At 37.6% G+C, this 23478-nt stretch carries 21 protein-coding genes and 1 other RNA gene; 10 read left to right on the forward strand and 12 right to left on the reverse strand.

Annotated features, from left to right (window positions below):
* Nucleotides 1–6: 6 nt before the first annotated feature.
* The 3 genes from CXF71_RS20270 to CXF71_RS20280 all read right to left on the reverse strand — a co-directional run bounded on the left by CXF71_RS20270 (nt 7) and on the right by CXF71_RS20280 (nt 6149).
* The gene (locus CXF71_RS20270) at nt 7–762 is read right to left on the reverse strand and encodes a hypothetical protein (protein WP_101234728.1); all 756 of its coding nucleotides are present in this window, start codon (nt 760–762) and stop codon (nt 7–9) included.
* 201 nt (nt 763–963) lie between these two features.
* On the reverse strand, nt 964–5319 hold the full coding sequence (locus tag CXF71_RS20275) for a collagenase (protein WP_101234729.1): 4356 nt from the start codon (nt 5317–5319) through the stop codon (nt 964–966).
* 383 nt (nt 5320–5702) lie between these two features.
* The gene (locus CXF71_RS20280) at nt 5703–6149 is read right to left on the reverse strand and encodes a hypothetical protein (protein ID WP_101234730.1); all 447 of its coding nucleotides are present in this window, start codon (nt 6147–6149) and stop codon (nt 5703–5705) included.
* 246 nt (nt 6150–6395) lie between these two features.
* Here CXF71_RS20280 and CXF71_RS20285 point away from each other — a divergent pair, with 246 nt between their 5' ends.
* Nucleotides 6396–7157, forward strand: a complete 762-nt coding sequence (locus CXF71_RS20285; protein ID WP_101234731.1) for a substrate-binding periplasmic protein — start codon at nt 6396–6398, stop codon at nt 7155–7157.
* A 101-nt stretch (nt 7158–7258) separates the two neighbouring features.
* Here the strand turns inward: CXF71_RS20285 and rnpB are convergent.
* Nucleotides 7259–7685: RNase P RNA component class A (gene rnpB / locus CXF71_RS20290), an RNA gene on the reverse strand.
* Nucleotides 7686–7743: 58 nt separating this feature from the next.
* On the reverse strand, nt 7744–8601 hold the full coding sequence (gene rsmI, locus CXF71_RS20295) for a 16S rRNA (cytidine(1402)-2'-O)-methyltransferase (protein ID WP_101234732.1): 858 nt from the start codon (nt 8599–8601) through the stop codon (nt 7744–7746).
* 90 nt (nt 8602–8691) lie between these two features.
* On the opposite strand from rsmI, the gene CXF71_RS20300 reads away from it, so the two are divergent.
* From CXF71_RS20300 to CXF71_RS20315, 4 genes are read left to right on the forward strand one after another with little or no spacing between them, the layout of a single operon-like run.
* A complete protein-coding gene (locus tag CXF71_RS20300) occupies nt 8692–10857 on the forward strand; it encodes a penicillin-binding protein activator (protein WP_232771559.1) in 2166 nt (721 codons plus the stop codon).
* Complete coding sequence (locus tag CXF71_RS20305) at nt 10844–11233, forward strand: YraN family protein (protein ID WP_101234733.1); 390 nt, start codon at nt 10844–10846, stop codon at nt 11231–11233. The genes CXF71_RS20300 and CXF71_RS20305 overlap by 14 nt, the downstream gene beginning before the upstream one ends.
* 45 nt (nt 11234–11278) lie before the next feature.
* Nucleotides 11279–11869, forward strand: a complete 591-nt coding sequence (locus CXF71_RS20310) for a phosphoheptose isomerase (protein ID WP_101234734.1) — start codon at nt 11279–11281, stop codon at nt 11867–11869.
* A complete protein-coding gene (locus CXF71_RS20315) occupies nt 11870–12478 on the forward strand; it encodes a BON domain-containing protein (RefSeq protein WP_101234735.1) in 609 nt (202 codons plus the stop codon).
* A gap of 246 nt (nt 12479–12724) precedes the next feature.
* Here CXF71_RS20315 and CXF71_RS20320 read toward each other — a convergent pair whose 3' ends face one another.
* The 7 genes from CXF71_RS20320 to rplM all read right to left on the reverse strand — a co-directional run bounded on the left by CXF71_RS20320 (nt 12725) and on the right by rplM (nt 17876).
* Nucleotides 12725–13204, reverse strand: a complete 480-nt coding sequence (locus CXF71_RS20320) for a ClpXP protease specificity-enhancing factor (protein ID WP_101234736.1) — start codon at nt 13202–13204, stop codon at nt 12725–12727.
* Nucleotides 13204–13845 carry a stringent starvation protein SspA gene (gene sspA, locus CXF71_RS20325; RefSeq protein ID WP_101234737.1) on the reverse strand — a complete coding sequence of 214 codons (642 nt, stop codon included), beginning with the start codon at nt 13843–13845 and terminating at the stop codon, nt 13204–13206. The genes CXF71_RS20320 and sspA overlap by 1 nt, the downstream gene beginning before the upstream one ends.
* A gap of 91 nt (nt 13846–13936) precedes the next feature.
* The gene (locus tag CXF71_RS20330; RefSeq protein ID WP_101234738.1) at nt 13937–14695 is read right to left on the reverse strand and encodes a cytochrome c1; all 759 of its coding nucleotides are present in this window, start codon (nt 14693–14695) and stop codon (nt 13937–13939) included.
* Nucleotides 14695–15972 (reverse strand): cytochrome b, encoded by a 1278-nt coding sequence (locus tag CXF71_RS20335; RefSeq protein WP_198559925.1) that lies wholly within the window; start codon nt 15970–15972, stop codon nt 14695–14697. Before CXF71_RS20335 ends, CXF71_RS20330 begins: the two co-directional genes overlap by 1 nt.
* The gene (petA, locus tag CXF71_RS20340) at nt 15972–16562 is read right to left on the reverse strand and encodes a ubiquinol-cytochrome c reductase iron-sulfur subunit (RefSeq protein ID WP_101234739.1); all 591 of its coding nucleotides are present in this window, start codon (nt 16560–16562) and stop codon (nt 15972–15974) included. Before petA ends, CXF71_RS20335 begins: the two co-directional genes overlap by 1 nt.
* A 489-nt stretch (nt 16563–17051) precedes the next feature.
* Nucleotides 17052–17444 carry a 30S ribosomal protein S9 gene (gene rpsI / locus CXF71_RS21575; protein WP_198559926.1) on the reverse strand — a complete coding sequence of 131 codons (393 nt, stop codon included), beginning with the start codon at nt 17442–17444 and terminating at the stop codon, nt 17052–17054.
* A 3-nt stretch (nt 17445–17447) separates the two neighbouring features.
* A complete protein-coding gene (gene rplM, locus CXF71_RS21580) occupies nt 17448–17876 on the reverse strand; it encodes a 50S ribosomal protein L13 (RefSeq protein ID WP_019027184.1) in 429 nt (142 codons plus the stop codon).
* Between the two features lie 793 nt (nt 17877–18669).
* Between rplM and CXF71_RS21860 the strand changes: the two genes are divergently transcribed.
* The 5 genes from CXF71_RS21860 to CXF71_RS20370 all read left to right on the forward strand — a co-directional run bounded on the left by CXF71_RS21860 (nt 18670) and on the right by CXF71_RS20370 (nt 23478).
* Complete coding sequence (locus CXF71_RS21860; protein ID WP_198559932.1) at nt 18670–19119, forward strand: prepilin-type N-terminal cleavage/methylation domain-containing protein; 450 nt, start codon at nt 18670–18672, stop codon at nt 19117–19119.
* A 125-nt stretch (nt 19120–19244) separates the two neighbouring features.
* Nucleotides 19245–19922, forward strand: a complete 678-nt coding sequence (locus CXF71_RS20355; protein WP_157826807.1) for a hypothetical protein — start codon at nt 19245–19247, stop codon at nt 19920–19922.
* 4 nt (nt 19923–19926) lie between these two features.
* On the forward strand, nt 19927–21852 hold the full coding sequence (locus CXF71_RS20360) for a hypothetical protein (protein WP_101234742.1): 1926 nt from the start codon (nt 19927–19929) through the stop codon (nt 21850–21852).
* A gap of 152 nt (nt 21853–22004) precedes the next feature.
* Nucleotides 22005–22874: a glycosyltransferase family 2 protein gene (locus CXF71_RS20365; RefSeq protein WP_101234743.1), complete on the forward strand. Its 870-nt coding sequence runs from the start codon at nt 22005–22007 to the stop codon at nt 22872–22874.
* Nucleotides 22875–22905: 31 nt separating this feature from the next.
* Nucleotides 22906–23478 (forward strand): class I SAM-dependent methyltransferase, encoded by a 573-nt coding sequence (locus tag CXF71_RS20370; RefSeq protein ID WP_157826808.1) that lies wholly within the window; start codon nt 22906–22908, stop codon nt 23476–23478.

Raw genomic sequence — 23478 nt, forward strand, 5'->3', positions numbered from 1 at the left:
TGAAAGCTATCGGTATCTAACAATACTCGCTTTCCACCCTTCATCTTGCTTAATAATACTGGTAAGTTTTTGAAGGTGTCGGTGGACATTATTCATATTAAGGGGAGTAAGTATTTTTCGTTCAAAAATATCGTGAGGAGTATTCGACAAATAAAATTTCTCTTGCCAATTATTCTTTTTAACCATGTAGTCAAAGGTTAACGAACCTATAATAGCAATTTCAACGCGCTGTTTTATTAGCATAGTAAGTAAATCCGGCTCACTAACGGTATCAACACGATTTGCTCTATCAGCAGAGACCAATTCATTAATACCGTAATAATAAAAGCCCCTAACACCACCAATAATTTTTCCCGCTAACGAGTCAGGCCCATTAAATTCAATGGGTTTAGTTCTAAGGGATACCATTTCATCTCGATCATTAATGATTGAAGAAGTCCATAAATAGCGTGTTTCATTTTTATCTTTGAACCATATAGGGTTAACACCGAGTAAAACACCCTGCATTGATTGACTATCCAACATACGCTCAATTCTTTTTCTGGGAATATAAGCGACTTCAAACTCATACTTATCACTGAGTTTATTTAAGCGTTCCACGAACTCAAAATATAAACCTCGTTTGCTTTCTAAGTCGATAATTAAAGGCGGTTGTAGGTGATATACATAAACCATTACTCGCACTTTAGCTTCTTCTGCTATTGCCTGAGAAGTGAATAACAGGTAAATACAGAGTAATGAGGTTAATAGATATTTAAGCATACACTCCCCTATAAAAATGGTTTTTATTGAAACAATAAAAATACTATAACAATAAAACAGCAAAAATACATAAGATCTCCCCCCTATAACTTGCTACCTTATTAAAATTTTAGCTCGCGTATTTTAAGATAAATTAACTGATAGTAAAAACGGGCCAAAGGGCCCGTTTTATCTTTAGTTAATATTATTTATATTAGTAAATTACTTAACATCAACTTTTATTGCTACATCACTTCCTGTGCTTTCAACAGCGATATAGAACCAGCCAATCGCTGGGTTGTTAACCGTAATACTTTGCACTGTAGTACCTGCAATAGTAGATTTATGAGAATGACTAGTCGCTGTTGGCCAGCTTATATCCGTATAAAGTTCTACTGCACCTGTACCATGAGCAGTATTCACTTCAATACTACTAACGCTATCATCTAAATAGATGTAATAACTGTTATGACCATTACCTGTGCATACGGCCTTACCTGATTCAATACCACCGTAAGTAAATGCACTGTTTGTCTCACACGCATTAGCAACGTCACCCGTTACTGGCAGCTCTACTGGTGGTTCAACCGGTGGAATTGTATCACTACCTGTTAAGCTCACTCTAAAGCTTACATCAGAGTAGCTCGTTGAGCTTACTAATGAAATATAACGCCAGCCTCGATTAGCCGTTACTTTTAAACTTTGCGTTGTTGCTGAGCCGGTAGAAGATGCCTGTGCATTTGTTGCAGATGCCCAGGTATCAGCGTTGAAGTGAATACCAACTTCTCCATTACCACCGGCAGTGGTTATGTATAAGTCAGTATTATCATTTTCAACCCAAACATAGAATGAGCCACTATTACCCGCTACACATTCAAGCGTTTCTAAGGTTAACTTACCACTTGTAATGGTTGCATTACCGCAATCAGCTACCGGCTCTATACCATCGGGTGTTGGGTCTGAATTATCGCCAGTACCATCGCCATCAGTATCTAACCATTCACTCGCATCTAACGGGAAGGCATCAATAGTGTTGTTATAACTATCACCATCTTTGTCTAGATCCGCATTATCACCAGTACCATCACTATCAGTATCTAACCATTCACTCGCATCTAACGGGAATACATCAATAGTATTGGTATAACTATCACCATCTTTGTCTAGATCAGCATTATCGCCAGTACCATCGTTATCGGTATCTAACCATTCACTCGCATCTAACGGGAATGCATCAATAGTGTTGTTATAACTGTCACCATCTTTATCCAAGTCAGCATTATCGCCAGTACCATCACTATCAGTATCTAACCATTCATTTTTATCATCAGGGAATTTATCGCCATTATTGCCGACGCCATCTAAATCGCTATCTGCCCACTCATTTTTATCATTAGGGAAAGCATCATCAGCATCTAAATAACCATCACCATCTGAATCCACTGGTGTTACCGGCCCAAAAAGATCATTGGTGATTTGATAATCATTACTGGTCTCTTCTTCTGTCATTACCGCAACACCAGCACAAAGACCATTTTCATCCGTAATAGCTGCACGTCGATTACCAAACCATTTCCAAGAAGCAACACTGTCGTAAGTATCACCTGTTTGAAGTGTCGTAAAGCCAAAACTTTCGCTTAACTCACCTGTTATGTTATCTACACGATAAACACGTACCGGATTATCGCTGTTATTAACAAACGAGAAATCAGCTTCAAATGGACCCGTTAAATGGGGTGCCTGTAAAGCACAGCTACCAATGGTATTCGCTGCTGGTATAACTTCTGGCGCAGCGGCATTAGCAACCATTGCTTGATCAACAGTGAAGTTAGCTACGGGGTTATTCAGTACACCGACACTTAAACAGTTAAGACTCGTGTCCGTGACCATTAAGCGACGATCACCAAACCAAATATCATTGCTATAAGTTGCACCCGGCTCAAGCGTGCCGTAACCATGAATAAAGTCAGTTGCACCACTTGTAGTGATTATGCTGCCCTTAGTATTATCAATTCTAAACAAACGCACCGCGGTGTCTGACGTATTGGTAATAGTGAATTCATGTGATTCTTCACCAATGAAATGAGGTTGAGCTAAAGCACAACTACCTAATTGATTAAGCTCAGGAATAACTTCAGCAACAACATCTTTCACTAACTCGGCTTCAATAGTAAAACTATTATTATCAGCAGCCATTACCGCAACACCTAAACAATTCATGTTGTTATCACTTAACATCATGCGATCGCCTACTGACCACGCTGAAGAGGTGTAAGTATCACCATTGTTTAAGGTTTTATAGTTTTTACCAAAGTTAGTTTTACCTGTCGTACTATTTACCCAGAATAATGACACTGGCGTATCGGTAGTATTAGTAAAGGTAAAATCAGTTTTATCTGCATCAAAATAGCGGGCATATTGTTGTAATAAGTCACAACTACCAATGGTATCTGCCGCTGGCATTTGTACCGCTAAAGGTGAAACTGCTGCAGAGTTTGCCAGCATATAGGCTTCAAATCCTGATTCTGCTCGTTGAACTGTATCTTTAAGCGCTGCGACATAATTATCGTTGTTACCTGATTGCATGGCATTAACGATAACGTCTAAATCGCTTTTATACTCTTCGCCTAAGTAACGCATAGCGAAATAGCCCCATTGATATAAATTGTCGTACTCATAGTCCATAAATACGACGTTATACAAGGGTGGAATTGTTTCACCTTTAATAGTTTTTAATGTACGAGTATGTTCTTTACCCATAGACATATATTCAGCCATGCCTTCAGCCCAAGCTACAGCGTAGTCAAAATCGCCATAGGTGCCCGCTTTAATATAACGACCATCAAGGTAATGGGTAAATTCATGTCTAAGGTTGTATATTTGGTCAATGTACTGACAAGAGCCGCCTAACCACGCATCAGGACATTGCATGGCAATAAAGCGTGCTTGGTTACCTTCATTGGTTGGTGTGCCTTCTAAGTACATACCACCGTTGTCGGTAGAAATACCGAAAAATTCTGGGGCATACTTTTCATAATCTTCAGGACTAGCAAAAGCAACAACTTCGATATGATCGTTCAAATCGCCTGTTACAGGTATGCCACCAGTATTAAAGAACGCATGAAATTCAGTTGCTTGTAATGCCATATCAGCACATGACTGATCAAGTGTTGCTTGACTAATTGATGCTTGTGCGCGAATAGTAATATTGGCTGTACAATCATAACTCACCGTTAAAATATCTTCTTCTTTTGGCGGAACAACACAGCTACCAAATAAAGCATCACCTTCTTCACAGGCACGGCCAGCATTTTCTAAATATTTCTTAGTAATAATGGTTTCGGTCGTTTCCACTGAAATATCATTAATCACTTTGCCGCGAGCTTCCAATATAACACTGTCAAAACGCGCTTTAGCTTCATCTGTGCCAACGGTAGAAATTTTCCCCATAGCAATAAACGAATGTGGCATTATCCACTTTCTATCAGCTTCAGCTGACCAACGCATATCCAGTGAAGTTTCACCTAAAAAGACAAATGAGCGCATGACTGAGATTACATCAAACATATTATCGTTGAAGGCAGCTTTAACTGGCGCATCACCATAATAAGCAGCTGAGCCAATAGCACTCAATAACGCCATGGTAGTATCGCCAGCATTATTTAAACCAAACGGATTAGTTTGAATAGAGTAAAACTGAATTACAGCTAATAAATGCGGTAAATGATCTTTATAATATTCTGCTCCCGAATTACGCTCTAAGTTATTTAATGCCTTGGCATAACCTTCTTGAATGACACTACCAGATGCACTTACAAAATCGGTCATTTGTGTAACGGCTAATAAACTTGTGCTTAGTGCAGACGCTTCAGCATCTGTCATCGCTTCTGCATAATATTTATAAGAGCCTAAAAAGTATAATAATTGATTAAGATCTGGATCAGTTAAATCATCAGCTTTAGCAAGGAAATGTAGTGCTTGTGAAACATCAGTAATAGGATCATTTACTGCGCTAGCAATACCTTCAAAATCACTATAACTGGCAGCTAATACAGCGGCGATAGTTGAACCATATTGCGCTTTAGACGAAATAGAAGCGGCGCCAATAGCAATAGAAATATTGGTATCATACACAATGTATTCATCAGGCATTGGCGGTGGAATATCACCACCACTAATCGTTACAATTAAATTAACTTGCTCAATATTCCCGTCAATTTTGAAATAACGATTACCTGCGCGAGAAGTAAAAGCAACGCTTTCATCATTAGTACCTGCATTACTGCTACTTGCTTCAACATTGCCACTCCAATCATCGCCATCATATAATTTGATGCTTGCGTCAGAGCCATTGAAGGCTCCACCGGAAGTAGTGATAACAACATTACTGTTTTCATATGGCACATTAACATACAGATAATGTCCGTAATCAGTTATGCAGTGAGCTTGATTTGCTGATACTTCACCTTGGCGTTCTACCGTTTTAGTGCCGCACATTTCTGCAGCTTGGATGGTTCCGATGTTTAACGATAAAAATATCGCGCTAGCTATTAGTGTTTTCTTAGCGGTTAGTTTCATATTTCTTAAGCCTATTCTTATTATAGCGATTTGGTAATTCGTCCGTGTTGTAATTTAGGCTTGTAATATTTTTTGTTACCGTAATTACATCTAAAGCGCACATCCCTTTCTCTTTGAAATGTATTTTTAAATACATCTTAAGATACTTTATACGATATTCTGTATACAATATTCAAGTAGTATATTAATAAGAATTATTTCGTAGTTTATTAATGAAGCATTTATCTTTTGTTATTAAGATGTTACGGCGGGTGTGATTTCCGTGAAAAATAAGATGAAAAATACTTTTTATACCTGAAATTACAATAATAAGAATATGATGGCGATGAGGTGATTAAAGGAAAAAAAGATAACCGACGTCCTTATCGGCATATTTTGCAAAACTAGTGTTTACTTTGTGGCTCAGGAAGAGGTTTTTTTGGCTCACCAGGAGGTATAATTGAGTTATCTTCAGGATTTCTTCTTTGCTGTTCGTGTTCATGACCATGATGTTTGGGTTGATTATCACTAAAATGATCTGCTGGTTTATCATCAGTTTTTGCCAAAACACTGACTATATTTTGGCTTGTCTTTGACGAAACAATCGAGCTAGTTGAGCTGTTATGTTGCCTATCTACCGATTCTTGACCTGTTAACAAAGTAGGTTCAGAGATGCTTTCTTTATTGATCGAACTTTCAAGCGTATTGGTTAAGGTTGACTTATTACTCTGTTCCAGTGCCTGGCTAGTAACACCCTGCTCAATTTCACTTGCCGATTCTTCTTGGTTATAAATAAGCCCGGCAACTATCGCTGCACATATTATTCCTAGCACTACTTTACTTTTATCCATTTGATCCCCTTACCACCCTAACTGTATATTGAATACAATAAGCTATCATAGAATTTGATCGCGGTGCAATGGTAGAATTGAAAGTGCCGTATACTTAGTAAGTTAGGCACTTCCCCTAAGTTTACTACCATAAATACTTTCATAGCGCACAATCGAATAGCTTAACTGCTCCTGCAAGAGTTAAGCTATTGTCTACACTAATGATAACGGCTTATAACACTCATACATTTAAGGATAAATTCAGCAATGTGTCTCCGCTATGCAATTTTTATATTCTTTTTATATTGTTTTCTTACTTCATCGGTTGCTTTTTCAGCCAAAGATAAACTTACGGCAAGTGTCCCTTCTTTCGCTCCTTTTTATTTTGTTACTGATAAAGAAAAATGTCAGGGAGTAGCTGTTAACGTACTTAAAAAAATATCTGAGCAAATTAATTATCCGGTTGAGGTACTCTCTTTACCCTACGCAAGAATTATTCACAGTCTAGATGTTGGAACGCTAGACCTTGCGCTTATTTTCAAAAATAATACTATTGCTGATAGTATTGATTATATTGGACCAATTTCCCTGTCTAAAGTCATTATTTTAACTGCCCTTGATAATCCTATAGATAAATATAGTGAATTAAATAATTTGATGGCTATTGCTGTTATTCGTAATGCGCAATTTGAACTGCAATTTGATCAAGATAAATCGTTAAATAAAGTCTCTGTAGAAAGCTACAGTCAAGCAGTAAAACTGTTTAAACTTGGTCGGGTTGATGCGGTGATAGGCTCGTTAGTCGGTTTAGATTATGAGTTGAGAGCACAAAATTTGAATGTAAAAATGTTAGACGCTGCTTTTCAATTAGGTAAGAAGCAGTGGTGGTTACATGTATCGAATAAAACTTCCAATCCCTCTTTATTATCACAGTTAGCGTTGGCGGTAAAAAACACCTATCGACCTGAACTCATTTATCAAACGTATCTTAAACACATTAATGATTGCCAAGTGTCGTTGCTATTATAAGTGGCTGAATAACCTTACTATTATCGTGATCTTATTTATTCGACCGATACATTTTTGCCAAAAAAAAGCCTCTACATTGCTGTAGAGGCTTTTGTTTTAAATAAGTGAGTTGACACTATAAGCCGGGTTTTGTATCTTCCGAAGAAGTGACAATCATTCGTCTAGGCCTTAAATCACTCTAAGGCTCAAGCAACCTACCCGGTTTCCACGCGAGCCACGCTTATATTATTGAAACTTGCGCAACAATAATCATGAAACCCTATTTGGTCTTGCTCCAGGTGGAGTTTACCCTGCAATTACTGTTACCAGCAATCCGGTGCGCTCTTACCGCACCCTTTCAGCCTTACCTGTGAATCCCGAAGGAAACCATCGGCGGTCTTCTCTCTGCTGCACTTGTCGTCGGCTCACGCCGCCCAGGCGTTACCTGGCACCCTGCTCATTGGAGCCCGGACTTTCCTCCCCTCTATCTGCCGAGATCAAACCGAAATTTGAATTCAACGATAAAGCAGCGATTGTCTGGTCAACTCGGCGCGGATTCTACCTTATTTAGCCCAAATGTCTATGGTATTTGCTTAATCAGTAAGATTTAACTTTCTGATTTCAGGCTTAAAGCAATTTCATATAAGGCATTTTTCTTCACACCATAGATTTCAGCAGCAATTGCACAGGCTTTTTTAGGCTTCATTTCAGCAAGTAATAATTTCAAGGTGTTAATCACTTCGGTTGATATTTCATCTTCCTTCGCTTTATAACCTTCGATGATTAACACCATCTCACCTTTTAGCTGATTGGCGTCTTCTTCAAGCCAAGTCAGAAAATTTTCAGCGCTGTCACTATGAATAGTTTCAAACGTTTTAGTTAACTCTCTAGCGATGACGATATAGCGTTCACCACCGAGGGTAGTAACAATATCTCGGACGGTATCTATTGCACGACGAGGCGCGTCATAAAAAACCATAGTACGAGCTTCATCAGCTAAAGCGAGTAAAGTGGCTTGTCTTGCTCCTGACTTAGAAGGTAAGAAGCCCTCAAAGCTGAATCTATCGGTGGGTAATCCAGCAACAGATAAAGCTGAAATAGCAGCACAGGCACCTGGGATAGGTGAGACATTAAGGCCAAGACTTCGACAATGACGTACTAGATGAAAACCAGGATCACTTATTAAGGGCGTTCCTGCATCTGACACTAGTGCAATAGTTTTGCCTTCTTGTAACATGCTAGCCACTTGATCTTGGCGTTGGCGTTCATTATGGTCGTGCAATGACATGGTTTTATTTTTAATAGCAAAGGCAGACAGCAGCTTGCCGGTATGACGAGTATCTTCACATGCAATAACATCAACTTGCGTTAATACATCAATTGCCCTCTGGCTGATATCACCTAAATTACCGATAGGGGTTGCAACAATATAAAGTGTCGCTGGGGTTAGGGTTGTTTCACTCATGTAAACTTACTTCACTCGATTTGGCATATACCCATGATACCTCAAAATTCGTCTTTCAGGGTTTTGAAGTAACATGGGTATTTATTAGTTGTGACTAACTTCGTAGGCGTTTATTATAACCCCATACTGATAGCAATATGCACGGATTTATTTATTGTGGTAAAAACAGCGTCCTTACTTGTAAGATTACAGCTAACAAAATTAGATTACTTTTCAATGCATTTACAACTGATTAAATCTCGAGTACTACCCGCTCTATTGCTTATTTTACTTGCGAGCTGTAGCACCAAGCAAGCACCTGAATCAACAATACAGACCGCACCACTTTCTGATATTGAGGAGATTGCAGTAGATTCTGCGACGATCTCTGCAGAACAGCATATAGCGTTGGCGCAAACATTAGATGCTAATACGGCAATAGGTGAGTTACTAATTGCAACTAAACTTTTTTATCAGCAACAAAACTACCCTAAAGCACTTTGGCTTGCCGACAAAATAATTCCCTTAATGGATGAACAAGTTGCTCATAATATTCAAGAGAAAGTTCAATTAGTGCTTATTAAGGCGAGCAGTTTACAGCAACTTGGTTTTTACGATGCAAGTCACGTACAACTCAATCAACTTGAACAGTACGCTATTAATAATAAAATCACCTTATCAGCCAGCTATTACCGATTATTAAGTGCTGTCTTTCAAGAAGAAAATCAGCCGATACCCGCTTTAAATGCTGAATTATCTGCTTTTTCTTCGACACAAACTTCATTACAAAACCAACAGCAAATTGAGAGTATTTGGCATAATTTTCTAAGGCTATCACAGTGGCAACTTAATTTGCTCGCTTTAGATAAAGCACCTGATAGCGAAGGTTGGGTAAAGCTGACCGCTGTAGCGAATAAGTTTGGTGGCAATCAAGCGCAAATGCTATATCACTTAGGCATATGGCAAAAAAAATTCAAACTTCATCCTGCTAATGTCATAGCAAAACAATTGACTGAACATAAAGTCATCCCAAAAAACATTGAAAATATTGCGGTGATCTTACCATTAAGCGGAAAGCAGAATTCTTCTGGGCTTGCGGTCCAACAAGGGATTTTGGCCAGTTTTGCTAACGATGAAACTAAGAGCCTGCATTTTATAGATAGTAATACGGTGAATTGGTATGGCTTAACCAATAGTTTTTCAACATTAAAAATAGATTATGTCATTGGACCATTACTAAAATCGAATGTAGACAAATACATCAGTCACACCAGTGCCCATACACAATCGCAAAATGACTACATGCTAAATGCCAGTTCCGATTTATTTGACATTAATAAAGCCGATGAGTCTCTAGATAATTCAAATAGTAATCAAGATAAGTCAACTGCTTACATCACTGCCATTGACAGTGAATCTGCGATACAAAGCTATTTACAAACATCCACCAACGCGAATGCCATCGATACCTTGCTGTTAAACATTCCCGCTAAAGCTTCTTTAACAAGCCAGCATACTGTACTTTCAATGCGCCCAGAGGATGAAGCAAGACAAGCGGCAGCTACATTGAGTCGTCAGCACTATCAGCATCCTATAGTATTAAGTCAAAAAAATATTGTTAGCAAGCGTATTGCCCAAGCCTTTGTAAAGCAGTGGCAGTTGATCACCGGTGATACCATTGAGGTGGTTTATTACGACACTGGGGCGCAAATGCAGGATAATATTAAAGCCAGTTTATTCGTGGATAATAGTAAGCTTCGTATTGATACACTTAAAAGTCGACTTAATCAAAATATAAAAGCACAAACCCGTAATCGTCGTGATATCGATATGATTTATCTTGTGGGCACGCCAGATCAAACACGCCTAGTAAAACCTTACATTGAAGTAAATATCAGTCCATTTGCCGATCTCATCCCTATTTTTGCTAGCTCTCGTAGTCATAGCACTCAAAGCGATTACAGCAGTAATAGTGACTTGCAAGGATTAACCTTTACCGAGATCCCTTGGTTATTAACTGGCGAGCAAAATGCAGCGTTAGCGGAACTTAGCCAAGAGCTTTGGCCAAAACGCAGTGATGGTTTATCACGATTATTTGCAATGGGTTATGACAGCTACCAACTCATTGATAAAATTCCTTTAATGCAACAAGCGCCTTATCTTCAACATTGGGGCCAAACAGGTGTATTAAAGCTAGGTGATAATAACATTCTCACTCGTAGTTTACTTTGGGGTGTTTACCAACGTAATAAGGTAGTCTCTATTGCTATGGAATAACAACGCCACAGATAAAAGTACCACCAGTACAGATAAAGGTCATATTACTGAACGGTATGCTGAACAGTATTTAACTGAGCAAGGACTAACCCTTGTTGATAGAAACTTTCACTCACGCCAAGGTGAAATTGATATTATTATGCTTGACGGCAATACTTATGTTTTTGTTGAGGTAAAGTACCGTAAAAACATAAGTTTTGGTGGTGCTATTGCAGCGATACCGGCGAGTAAACAACATAAAATTAGGCATAGCATTACATTTTATCTGCATAAAGCCGGTTTAAATGAATATAATACTGCCTGTCGTATTGATGTAGTAGCGCTTGAAGGCGATATTACGCAACCACAAGTTACTTGGTTAAAAAATGCCTTTTAACCTTTTATCATCAGCAATCACATATAGTCGCGGAGTCAGTTTTACATGCTAGAACAGATCAAAAATAATTTCACTGAAAGCATACAAACGCAAATTGCCGCTAGCGAGTCATTGGGGCCATATATTGAGCATGCTGGTATGATGATGGTTCAATGCCTATTAGGCGGTAATAAAATCATATCATGTGGCAATGGTGGCTCTGCAGGACACGCTCAACACTTTTGTGCTCAACTGCTTAACAAATACGAAACTGAACGCCCTAGTTTACCGGCAATCTCCTTGAATAGCGATATTTCGACCATTACCTCTATCGCCAATGATTACCAATATGATGAAGTGTTTTCAAAACAAATAAGAGCATTGGGTCATAATGGCGATGTCTTATTGGCTATTTCTACCAGTGGCAACTCACGTAACGTTATTAAAGCAATTGAAAGTGCAGTATCTCGTGATATTCCTATTATTGCTTTAACAGGATTTGACGGTGGCGATATATCGGGTCTATTAGGCGAGAGTGATGTCGAAATACGCGTCCCTTCAGCCAGAACCTCCAGAATACAAGAAGTACATTTAATTGTTTTGCATAGTTTATGTGAAATTATTGACACAACTTTATTTCCTCAAAGTGAGTCGTAAATGCTGACAATGAAAAAAACCACATCGATATTAACTCAAGGAAAAACAGCAAAAATTGCTGGCATATTAATGTTAATTTCTGCGTTGCAAGGTTGTGCTGTTGCCACAGTAGTCGCTGTTACGGCCGGCGCAACTATGGTTGCCGATAGACGTACTTTTAGTAAACAAATAGATGACCAGAGCATTGAGTTTATTGCTCATAATGAATTGAACAAACAGAAGGCATTATCTAAAAACACTAACATACATATTGTTAGTATGAACGGTACTGTTTTAGTGGTTGGGCAAGCGCCTAATACCTATTTGAGAGAGCTCGCTATAAAAACAGTTCAGGATATTGCTGATATAGTTACCATACATAATCAGGTTCGTATTAGTTCGACTATCTCTATCACTACAAAAAGTAATGATATGTGGATAACATCTAAGGTCAAATCTGCTTTGCTTGCCAATGGCGAAGTCAATGCGAAAGATATTAAAGTTGTCACTGAGAATTCTGAAGTATTCCTACTCGGATTAGTCACACACAAAGAAGCCAATATTGTGGTAGAGATCACCCGTAACATTAACGGTGTCAGCCGTGTATTTAAAGCGTTTGAATATATCTAATACCAGTTCCATTAAGTTTGTGATCTTGTTGTGCGTAGGAAAAACAATTCAAGGGTAGGCGCTTGATTGACCAATAGCTGGCTATTGGGATTGAGAGCAACGCCGCCTTGGATTATTTTAACCAGTGCAAGTGGGCAATAACTTAATGGGATTGGTATAACACATTGAAAATTGAACAAAAAAAACCGGTAAATATCGACGATATCTACCGGTTTTTTGTTATTTACTTTGCGTAAGCAGTTAAAATTATTTGATGATTTTCAAACTGGCTTTACTTTTTCCTTTAGGTTTGTTCGACTTTTCTGTCTCACTACCTGTTGAAGCAACACTACTTAACGTGGACTTTGGTTTTGTAGGGATCACATCAACTATCTCATTATCATCTTCAAGAGGATGTTCGATAGGCAATGATGTCCCAGCACCATTTTCTTTAGCATAGATAGCAGCTATAGCACCATAAGGTACGGTAATATGCTCTAATTTACCGCCAAAACGGGCACTAAACTCAATGGTTTTATCACCTAATGCGATAGTGCCGACTGCTGAACTAGCAACATTTAGCACAATCTGGCCATCAGCGACATAATTCATTGGTACTAAAACACCGTAAACATTAACGTCAACCATGATGTATGGTGTTAGGTCATTGTCCGAAATCCACTCATAAAAAGCCTTAACCAAATAAGGCTTATTCGAACTCATTGAGCTAGGTGTTGCATCATTCATTATGCAGGGTGACCAAAACGTAATTCACGCTCTTCTTCAGTCAATGATGCTTGGAATGATTCACGTTCGAACACACGCAACATATACGTTTTAAGTTCTTTTGAACCTTGACCAGTCAATTCAATACCAAATACAGGTAAACGCCATAATAATGGAGCTAAATAGCAATCAACTAAGCTGTACTCTTCGCTCATAAAGTATGGCGCTTCGTTTAAAATTGGTGCAATACTTAACAAGCTATCTTTCAATTCTTGACGAGCTTTAGCCGCTTTATCAGCAGTACCTGTCATAATTATTTTAGTAAGACTATACCAATCTTGTTCCATGCGATGCATCAATAAACGGCTACGACCACGTGCCACCGGATATACTGGCATCAATGGTGGATGAGGGAAACGTTCATCTAAATATTCAACAATGATTTTAGCTTCATATAACGCTAATTCACGATCAATTAAAGTTGGTACTGTACCATATGGATTCAAGTCCAATAGGTCTTCAGGCAAGTTAGCTAAATCAACTAAGTTGATGTCAACACCAACACCTTTTTCTGCTAGAACAATGCGTGTCTGATGACTATACATATCATCGGCATGAGAGAACAACGTCATCACAGAGCGTTTATTTGCTGCTACGGCCATAAAGCCTCCTAAAATCGTTTACTTAAAAACTAACAAAGGGGAATTCGATATTTGACTATCAAATCCCCCTGAAATTTATTGCATTAATAACTTAGTGTACGTCTTTCCAATATTCTTTCTTAAGGAAATAAGAAATAATAAAGAAGAAGAATAAGAAAGCTAACACCCAGTAACCAAGCGCTTTACGCTCAAGTTTATTTGGCTCGCCAACATATTCTAAGAAGTTTGTTAAGTCACGTACTACTACATCATACTCTTCAGCAGTTAAACTACCACCCATTGCTGGTGATAAGCTAGATACTTCGTGCTCTTTGCCGTGGTCGTCAAGCTGTTTACTTACCGTTAAAGTACTAACACCTTGTAAGTTTTGTAACACATGCGGCATACCAACATCTTTAAATACTGTATTGTTCACGCCAAATGGGCGTGATTCATCAATATGAAAAGAACGTAAGTAAGTATAGATCCAATCAGGGCTACGTAAACGCGCTTCTAATGTTAAATCAGGTGGCGCGCTACCAAACCATTTTGCCGCTTCTTTTTCTGGCATAGAGTTTAGAATATGACCACCAATTTTGTCACCAGAATACATATAGTTAGCAACACCGTCAGCTTCTTCAATGCCTAAATCACTAAAAGTACGATTGTAACGTTGGTACTGTAACTGATGACAACCTAAACAATAATTAATATACGTTTTAAAGCCCTTTTTCAAAGACTCTTTATCCGATAAATCATTGTTAGCTTTATCTAATTGAATACTTGGCCCTGAAGCCACAGCAGTTAACGACACAAGTGCCGTTACGCTGAAAAGTATGCCGACAGTAGCGGCAATAATTAATTTTTTCATTAGTCTGCAATCCTATCTGGAACTGGTTTAGTATTTTCGTTTTTGCTATAGAACCACAAAGCAATAAAGAAACCAAAATAACCAAAACTAGCAATTACACCAATTAAATTAGCGGTTGGTGTTGCAGGCATAGTACCTAAAGCACCAAGAACAACAAAACAAATAGCAAATTGAATTAAGTTAACTAAATGTAATTTTGAACGATAGCGAACAGATTTAACTGTGCCACGGTCAAACCAAGGTAATGCAAATAACATCACGATAGCGCCAAACATAGCAACTGCGCCTAATAACTTATCAGGAACAACACGTAAAATTGTGTAGAAAGGACCAAAATACCATACTGGTGCAATATGCTCAGGAGTTTTCAAACCATTTGCAGGAGTAAAGTTTGGTGCTTCCATAAAGTAACCACCGCCCTCAGGCGCAAAGAACATTACCCAACAGAATAAGAATAAGAATCCGGCAACACCCATAATATCTTTTACAGAGTAATAAGGATGGAAAGGAACTGCATCAACAATATCGTATTTTTCACTGTATTGTTTATGGAAAGTAAACTTACTTAATTCTTCAGGTTTCACACTACCTTTAGGCTTTTTAATGTCTACACCTTCAGGGTTATTTGAACCTACTTCATGTAAAGCAAGAATATGTAAGAATACTAAAATAACTAATACCAGTGGCATCGCAATTACGTGCAATGCGAAGAAACGGTTTAACGTTGCACCTGAAATGACATAATCACCACGGATCCAAAGTGTTAAATCATCACCAATAATAGGAACGGCACCAAACAAGGAAATAATTACTTGTGCGCCCCAGTAAGACATATTACCCCATGGTAATAAGTAACCCATGAAGGCTTCAGCCATTAATACTAAGAAGATCAACATACCGAAGATCCATAGTAATTCACGAGGTTTTTGGTACGAACCATACATTAGGCCGCGCATCATGTGCATATATACCACGACGAAGAAGGCTGATGCCCCCGTTGAATGCATATAACGTAATAACCAACCGAAGTCGACATCACGCATGATGTATTCAATAGATGCAAAGGCACCCTCGCCAGAGGGTTCATAGTTCATTGTTAACCAGATACCCGTAAGGATTTGGTTAACAAGTACTAACATGGCTAAAGAACCAAAGAAGTACCAAAAGTTAAAGTTTTTTGGTGCCGGATACTGAGCTAAATGTTTATTCCAAGCATCAGTCACAGGTAAACGTTTGTCTATCCAACCCATAAAGTCGGTAAATAGTTTCATTAACATTACGCTTCTCCTTGAGCAACACCGATAAGTAAAGTGTCATCATTGATAAAAGAATGCTCTGGAACCACTAAGTTTAATGGTGCAGGAACGCCTTGGAATACACGACCAGCCATATCAAATTTACTACCATGACATGGACAGAAGAAGCCATTTGGAACACCTTCAACGAATTGGTCGAAATCACCACCATGATGAGTAGGAGCACAACCTAAGTGAGTACAAACACCTAAAGCAACTAAGAATTCAGGTTTAATTGAACGATAGGCATTAGTTGCATAGACAGGTTGTTGAGCTTTTTCAGAATTAGGATCACGTAACTGGTCATCGTGTTTAGCTAAATCACTAACTGTTTTTTCCGTTCGGCGTACTACATAAACGGGTTTACCACGCCATTCTGCGCGGATTAATTGACCAGGCTGTATTTTGCCTATATTAACTTCAACTGGAGCACCCGCTGCTTTCGCGCGAGCACTTGGATTCCAGGAAGCAATAAAAGGCACAGCAGCCCCAACCACACCAGCACCACCAACAACTGCAGTAGCAGCCGTTAGGAAGCGTCTGCGGCCGTTATTCACAGGCACATTGCTCATTCATACTCTCCAACTAAGACACTAACAAAACAATTATTTTTATGACTCACTAAGCGCTAAATTTATAACAATCAGTAAGCACAGCGTTTGTTTTTGTTAGATCAAATTCATACCAAGCGGTATATCGACAAAAAAATTTTTACGATCATAAAGAAATAGCGTGTTTTTTACAAGGTAAAAAGGGGCTTAGGCACTGTAAAAGCAGAAATAATTTGAAATACTTTGAAATAGAATAAATAAAGCTTACTTAGACCACTTTAAATGCAATGTAAAGTTTTGATGAAGGAAAATTAGAAACAAAAAAACCGACACAAGGTCGGTTTTTTAAATGTATACCCTATCATTAGATAAAAAGGTATACACATTGCATTTTCTAAATGATCTGCATTTAGGCAAGGCGTTGAATTATGAGTCCCTGAATTTAGATTTACTAAATGACTGGGACGAATAATGATAACAACGCAGCATAAATGCTGAACATAACGAAAATTAGCGTTTTGAGAATTGTGGTTTCTTACGTGCTTTATGTAAGCCCACTTTCTTACGCTCAACTTTACGCGCATCACGAGTAACGAATCCAGCTTTACGTAGTTCACCACGTAAAGTTTCATCAAAAACCATTAATGCACGAGTAATGCCGTGACGAATCGCGCCAGCTTGACCAGAAATACCACCACCAACTACAGAGATGTTAAAGTCAAACTTTTCTAACATTCCAACTAACTCTAATGGTTGACGAACAACCATACGAGCAGTTTCACGACCGAAGTACGTAGAAATGTCACGTTTATTAATTGTGATTGCACCGTTACCAGCTTTCATAAACACACGAGCAGTTGAGCTCTTGCGACGACCAGTACCGTAATATTGATTATCAGCCATTGCTTAAAGCTCCAAAAGTTGTGGTTGTTGTGCTGTATGTGCATGCTCAGGGCCTGCATATACTTTTAATTTGCGGAACATTTCACGACCTAAAGGACCTTTAGGTAACATGCCTTTTACTGCAAATTCAAGAACGCGTGTTGGCGCTTTTTCAATTAACTTTTCAAAGCTAATTTGCTTAAGGCCACCAGGGAACTCAGTATGCGAGTAGTAAATTTTACCTTTCGCTTTGTTACCTGTTACACGTACTTTCTCAGCGTTAATAACAACGATATAATCGCCAGTATCTACGTGAGGTGTATATTCTACTTTATGCTTACCGCGTAAACGGCTTGCGATTTCGGTAGCGATACGACCTAAAGTTTTATCTTCGGCGTCCACTAAGAACCATTCGCGTTGTACGCTTGCTGGTTTTGCTACAAAAGTTTTCATTAAAAAACCCAATCTTAAAATTGTTACTTAAATGACAATATAAAAATAATTTTTAATTGCCGGTTAAATGGACTACGCCATTGCCCCTTCGAGCATCGAGCCCAGCGCCACTGTTTATAGGGAATTCACTTAAAAGTAAAAACTTAAAAGTAAGTATAATCCACAAAACAATAGGCTTTTGTAACGTAGGGAGCGCGGATTATACAGAAAGAGTCAACAAAGATCACCTATATTCCGCTAATAAAGCGTTAATTTTTTCTAATCAATACCATTATGACTATTTATCATGATTTTTATTGAACTGAAGCAGTAAATAGTTAGTAACTGATTACAGCTGATAGCTGCCTGACTACTTATATAAAATACGAGATATAAAAGTATGTCTCTAGTAAAGTGCTAAAGTAAGAAGTAAATAATGTTATCGCTTGTTTAAGAGATCTAAATGGCCGTATAAGTACTTTAAAGGTGTTAATAAAGGCTGCTTGTTAATTATCGGCCTTACAACTATTAACTTTAATTCTCTGCTAACAATTGTAATGCTGTTGCTCATCGGCGACATATTGACATTGAAATTAAAACAACTTAGGTTGCTTGCGTTAATTCAAGGTTAAATTTTCATAAAAAGTTAATCTTTAGTTAATAATGGGTTATAAAATAATCGTTCAGTGGTTAAGCAATAATAAAAACAAAAAAAAGTTGCAACAAAGTTTTACATTTGAGATTTTTTGTCGCAGTATGAAGTCAGCCCCCGTAAAAACAAAATGGAATATAAATTATGAAAAACTTACAACAAATGAAAAAAAGCGCACAGAAAGGTTTTACTTTAATTGAATTAATGATCGTTGTAGCGATTATCGGTATTTTGGCAGCGGTTGCCTTACCTGCTTATCAAACTTATGTAAAAAAAGCTAAATTTACTGAAGTAGTTCTTGCTTCTTCTATTTATAAAACAGGCGCTGAAGTTGCAGCTCAAACAAAACAAAAAATAGTAGGTGGTGCCGCAGTTCCACTGGTTAAAGCCGATCTAACTGCTGCCAACTATGGCATACCAGTTAACAACGATGCTGGTGCAATTTCAGGTACTCATGTCCTATCTGCAACCATGGCAGGTGGTGTTATCACCATGACTGGTCAACCAAGTGTTGATGATGCAACATATATATTAACAGCCGCGGTTGATGCATCAACCACATCAATTATTTGGACAGTATCTGGAACTTGTGAAGCAAAAGGTATGTGTTAATCAAAGTATCGTGTCATAAATAAGCAGGAACCATGCTAAATTGAGTTTATTTATAACATTTTTTAAAGCTCCTTCGGGAGCTTTTTTATTTAAAAAAATAAATAAAACACTAAATAAAATAATGTATGGATAGTTTAAAACGGAAATACTTCTCTTGGCATATCACTAGCAGCGTGATTGTAGTAGCTATTATTGCTTTGTTTTGTCAGTTCCTTTGGTTTCCAGCGCCTTTTTTACAAATAGATGGCACTTGGTTCGCTTTATTGATATTAGCGACTGTCGATATTACCCTCGGCCCCCTACTTACACTGCTGTTAGTTTCATCAAAAAAATCTATTCGTGATTTAACATTAGATATGTCAGTTATCCTTGTGATACAGATTAGTGCCCTTGGTTATGGCCTCACTCAAATAGAGCAAGAGAGAACCTACGCAATAGTACATTTAGATGGCGTTTTTAATTTAGTGGCAAAAAAAGAAATAGCAAAATTACAATTAATAGCCAAGCAGCGGTTACCAAAATACCAAGGCATATATTACGCCATGGTAGTAAATTCAGATTTACCTAGTCATACTACAACAAGTAAACGCCCGTTATTATATTCCCCTGAAAGATTTAAACTGATCAGTAAAAAATCAATGAAAGGCAGCCAATTTCCTTATCAAAAGTTACCCGCTGATGTTAAAGAGCAATACAATGAAAATTATATTTTTAAACTACTTGCGGGTAAAAATCGCCATGGGCTATTAGTATTTAATAACGACCTGAAACTTATTGATATTTTACTTTTACCTAAGCAATGACCTAATGAAAAAAAATTATCACCACTACGCGCTACTACTTTCTCTATTTATTTTTATCATTATTATTTATCTTCCAGGTATTAATGGTGCTTTGTACTATGATGACATACGTCCACTTAGTGCTCTAAGCAAAGTTTCTGATGTAAATTCAGCTTTAGTTTATCTTTTTTCAGAAACCTCAGGCCCACTTGGCCGCTCGGTTTCCATGCTAACTTTTTTGTTTAATGCCGCTGATTGGCCTACTGCTAGCTCTACAGGTGATATTAGTGCTTTTTTCCTTTTTAATATTATATTACATGCCATAAACGGTGTATTAGTTTTTGGACTGACTTATTTCATTGCACTATTGTACCGAGGTCGACAGGGTAGCAATTATTGGCTCGCTTTAGCTACATCAGCATTGTGGCTGGTATTACCAATACATGTATCTAGTTCCCTCATTGCAATTCAACGTATGACTGGCTTATCTGCTTTGTTTGTTTTCGCCGGTTTATTGCTTTATTTATATGGTTTACATAAGCAAAGTCTAAACATAAAGATTAAAAATAATGATGGCTTAAAGTTACAAATTACTGGGTTGTTTATCTTTACTTTATTAGCCATGTTCAGCAAAGAAAATGGCATCCTTTTACCCATATTTGTCTTGGTATTAGAGTTAACCCTGCTAAACACAGTTAAAGGTATTGATCATCGACGAAAGCTACGTGTGTATGCTTGCGCACTAGGTTTACTTATCATATTAATTTATTTAGCCTACTCTAGCTTTAATCATAATAGCATTTTACAGGGCCGCGATTTCACCCTGTTAGAACGTGTAATCACACAGCCAAAAATATTATTGGAATATATTTCATTAGCCTTTATTCCTGATATTACAGCTTTCAACCCTTATCATGATAATTATCCCCACGTTAAAAATTTGCTTGATTCAAATAATGCAATAGTGTCCATCGTATTATTTTTTACAACACTTATCAGTGCCATTACTTTAAGACATAGATACCCTTTGTTTTCTTTCGCTGTTTTATGGTTTATCTCTGCTCACTTATTAGAGTCAAGTGTCATTAATCTTGAGTTATATTTTGAACATCGTAATTATGTTGCTTTATTCGGCCCTTGCTTGGCACTGGTGTTTGTCTTCATGAAAATACCAAAACACTATAAAAAACTCAGCGTAGTATTATTTTCAATATATTGGTTATATTTAGTTTTCAATTTAAGCATGACAACACAGCTATGGGGTGACCCTTTTAATGCATCACGTGCTTGGTTTATAGAGCAAAAGGGTTCTCAAAGAGCAGCTGCTGATCTTGCATATAAATACTTCAACCGACAAGAACCAAAAAGCGCCTGGCAAGTAATTGAAAAACAAGTAGAGGATTGCACTGACTGTATTCATTCACGTGCCCAAGCTTTGCTATTTTCCTGTTTTGCCAAAGAAGATAAGCGAACCAATGTGCATTATCAAAAATTGTTAACTCTCGCTCATACAGCGAGAAAGGCTAACGCTGTTGCACCAATATTGGCCCAAGTACATAAGTTAATTAATGATAAAGTATGCACTTCGTTGACGGTTGAAGACGTCAAGAAGCTTAATACAGAACTACTACATTTGCCGGATTCCGCTTACAATAAGAAATCCCCTTACATTCAAAATTTGTACAGTATCGCGTTAAATGAAAGGAATCGTGAAGAAGCTATTCGATTGTTATATTTAGCATGGAATGACCAACAAGACCAACTCATTGCTAATGAGTTGGTTGCCATGTTATTAGCGGCAAAAAGATATGACGAAGCCAATGATTTTGTTAACAATCGAATATGTAAAACATTGCCATTAAATCCAATATTGGCCAATATAGAGTTGCAGCAGTGTCTGGTATTATTTGAACGGGTGACGAATACATTAAAAAGTAACTTAAAACATTAATGCAATATAAAATATAAGTTTTGACTAGCAAACAATTACTTTCTGTTATATTAATGACCAAGCTGACACCTTTCACTTGTAACTAATATTATTTATTATATTTAAGGTCTGACCCAAAATGCAATATTTAACAACCGTCAAAAGAAATAAAAATGAAGATTAAACTATCAATTGTTATCCCTGCAAAAGATGAACAAGTATCTATTGGCGCTGTTGTAACCAAACTTATTCACTTGCCTATTAATGGTAGTGTCGAAGTTATTGTTGTTAACGATGGTTCAACTGATAATACCGCACAAGTTGCACAAAACGCTGGTGCAGAAGTAATCACTCATCATTACAGTAAAGGTAATGGCGCAGCAATAAAAACTGGTGCTCGTGCAGCCACTGGGGATGTAATTGTTTTTATGGATGGCGATGGTCAACACAACCCTGACGATATACCACGTTTGTTAGCTAAACTTCATCAAGGTTATGACCTAGTTGTAGGTGCAAGACAAAAAGGTTCACAAGCAAGTCTTGCACGTAGTCTTGCTAACAAATTTTATAATAAATTTGCCAGTTATATGACAGGCCATAAAATTGAAGATTTAACTTCAGGCTTTCGCGCAGTAAATGCTGAAAAATTTCGTAAGTTTTTATCTTTATTGCCCAATGGCTTTTCTTATCCAACGACCTCAACCATGGCGTTTTTTCGCGCTGGTTATTCGGTAGCTTATGAGCCGATTAATGCAAAACAACGGTTAGATGAAAGTAATAGCCATATTAATATAGTCAAAGATGGTATTCGCTTTTTATTAATCATTTTCAAAGTTGGCACACTGTATTCTCCTTTGAAGTTATTTTTTCCAATTTCTTTTACCGTGGCTTTAACTGGCATGGGATATTACGCTTATACATTTTTAACTGATGGACGATTCACAAATATGAGCGCTTTGATGTTTACTACAGCACTTACTATTTTCATGGTAGGTCTTGTTTCGGAACAAATTACAGCGCTGATGTATAAAAACACAGAATAATTATAGCTAAATACCTATAAGGTAAATAAAATTGCCAATTACATCAAATGAAGACTATCGATTAAGAATACTCGCTAAAAAAGTAAATACCTGTAATTCAGTATTAGACATAGGATGTGCACAGCTACCAAATAAATTTTTAAAGAATAATACGGTGACTGGCTTGGACTTGAATCAGGCTGAACTCCCACTTAATTACTCCACATTTATCAAAGGGAGTTTAGATGATGTCATTAAGATGCAAAAGACTTTTGATGCCATTGTTGCTGGTGAGATTTTAGAGCACTTACTTGACCCTATGCATTTTTTGCAGCAATGTAACCAAGCTTTAAAACCCGGTGGTATTCTAGCCATTTCAACACCAAATCCTCATTCAATAATAGAAGTATTGTTAACAATGACACTTAATCGAAAATACTTTTACACAAAAGATCACGTTATGCTTTTCCCACAACGCTGGTTAATCCGGATGTTAGAAATAAAAGGGTTTACCGGTATAAAATTATACTCCGCTGGCTTTCCTATTCCCAAATACGGCCTTATTCCCTTTCCGCGCTTTTTATGTCATCAAACCATAGCTATAGCGACTAAAGCTATGGTTTAA

Source organism: Colwellia sp. 12G3 (assembly GCF_002836775.1).
GTDB lineage: Bacteria > Pseudomonadota > Gammaproteobacteria > Enterobacterales > Alteromonadaceae > Colwellia.

Coding starts and splice junctions, on each gene's coding strand:
- rsmI (WP_101234732.1), bottom strand. CDS start 8,601: ATGAGTGAAACAACCCTAACCCCAGCGACACTTTATATTGTTGCAACC.
- CXF71_RS20365 (WP_101234743.1), top strand. CDS start 22,005: ATGAAGATTAAACTATCAATTGTTATCCCTGCAAAAGATGAACAAGTA.
- rplM (WP_019027184.1), bottom strand. CDS start 17,876: ATGAAAACTTTTGTAGCAAAACCAGCAAGCGTACAACGCGAATGGTTC.
- sspA (WP_101234737.1), bottom strand. CDS start 13,845: ATGGCCGTAGCAGCAAATAAACGCTCTGTGATGACGTTGTTCTCTCAT.
- CXF71_RS20320 (WP_101234736.1), bottom strand. CDS start 13,204: ATGAATGATGCAACACCTAGCTCAATGAGTTCGAATAAGCCTTATTTG.
- CXF71_RS20310 (WP_101234734.1), top strand. CDS start 11,279: ATGCTAGAACAGATCAAAAATAATTTCACTGAAAGCATACAAACGCAA.
- CXF71_RS20270 (WP_101234728.1), bottom strand. CDS start 762: ATGCTTAAATATCTATTAACCTCATTACTCTGTATTTACCTGTTATTC.
- rpsI (WP_198559926.1), bottom strand. CDS start 17,444: ATGGCTGATAATCAATATTACGGTACTGGTCGTCGCAAGAGCTCAACT.
- CXF71_RS20280 (WP_101234730.1), bottom strand. CDS start 6,149: ATGGATAAAAGTAAAGTAGTGCTAGGAATAATATGTGCAGCGATAGTT.
- CXF71_RS20355 (WP_157826807.1), top strand. CDS start 19,245: ATGGATAGTTTAAAACGGAAATACTTCTCTTGGCATATCACTAGCAGC.
- CXF71_RS20330 (WP_101234738.1), bottom strand. CDS start 14,695: ATGAAAAAATTAATTATTGCCGCTACTGTCGGCATACTTTTCAGCGTA.
- CXF71_RS20275 (WP_101234729.1), bottom strand. CDS start 5,319: ATGAAACTAACCGCTAAGAAAACACTAATAGCTAGCGCGATATTTTTA.
- CXF71_RS20285 (WP_101234731.1), top strand. CDS start 6,396: ATGTGTCTCCGCTATGCAATTTTTATATTCTTTTTATATTGTTTTCTT.
- CXF71_RS20315 (WP_101234735.1), top strand. CDS start 11,870: ATGCTGACAATGAAAAAAACCACATCGATATTAACTCAAGGAAAAACA.
- CXF71_RS20335 (WP_198559925.1), bottom strand. CDS start 15,972: ATGTTAATGAAACTATTTACCGACTTTATGGGTTGGATAGACAAACGT.
- CXF71_RS20360 (WP_101234742.1), top strand. CDS start 19,927: ATGAAAAAAAATTATCACCACTACGCGCTACTACTTTCTCTATTTATT.
- CXF71_RS21860 (WP_198559932.1), top strand. CDS start 18,670: ATGAAAAAAAGCGCACAGAAAGGTTTTACTTTAATTGAATTAATGATC.
- petA (WP_101234739.1), bottom strand. CDS start 16,562: ATGAGCAATGTGCCTGTGAATAACGGCCGCAGACGCTTCCTAACGGCT.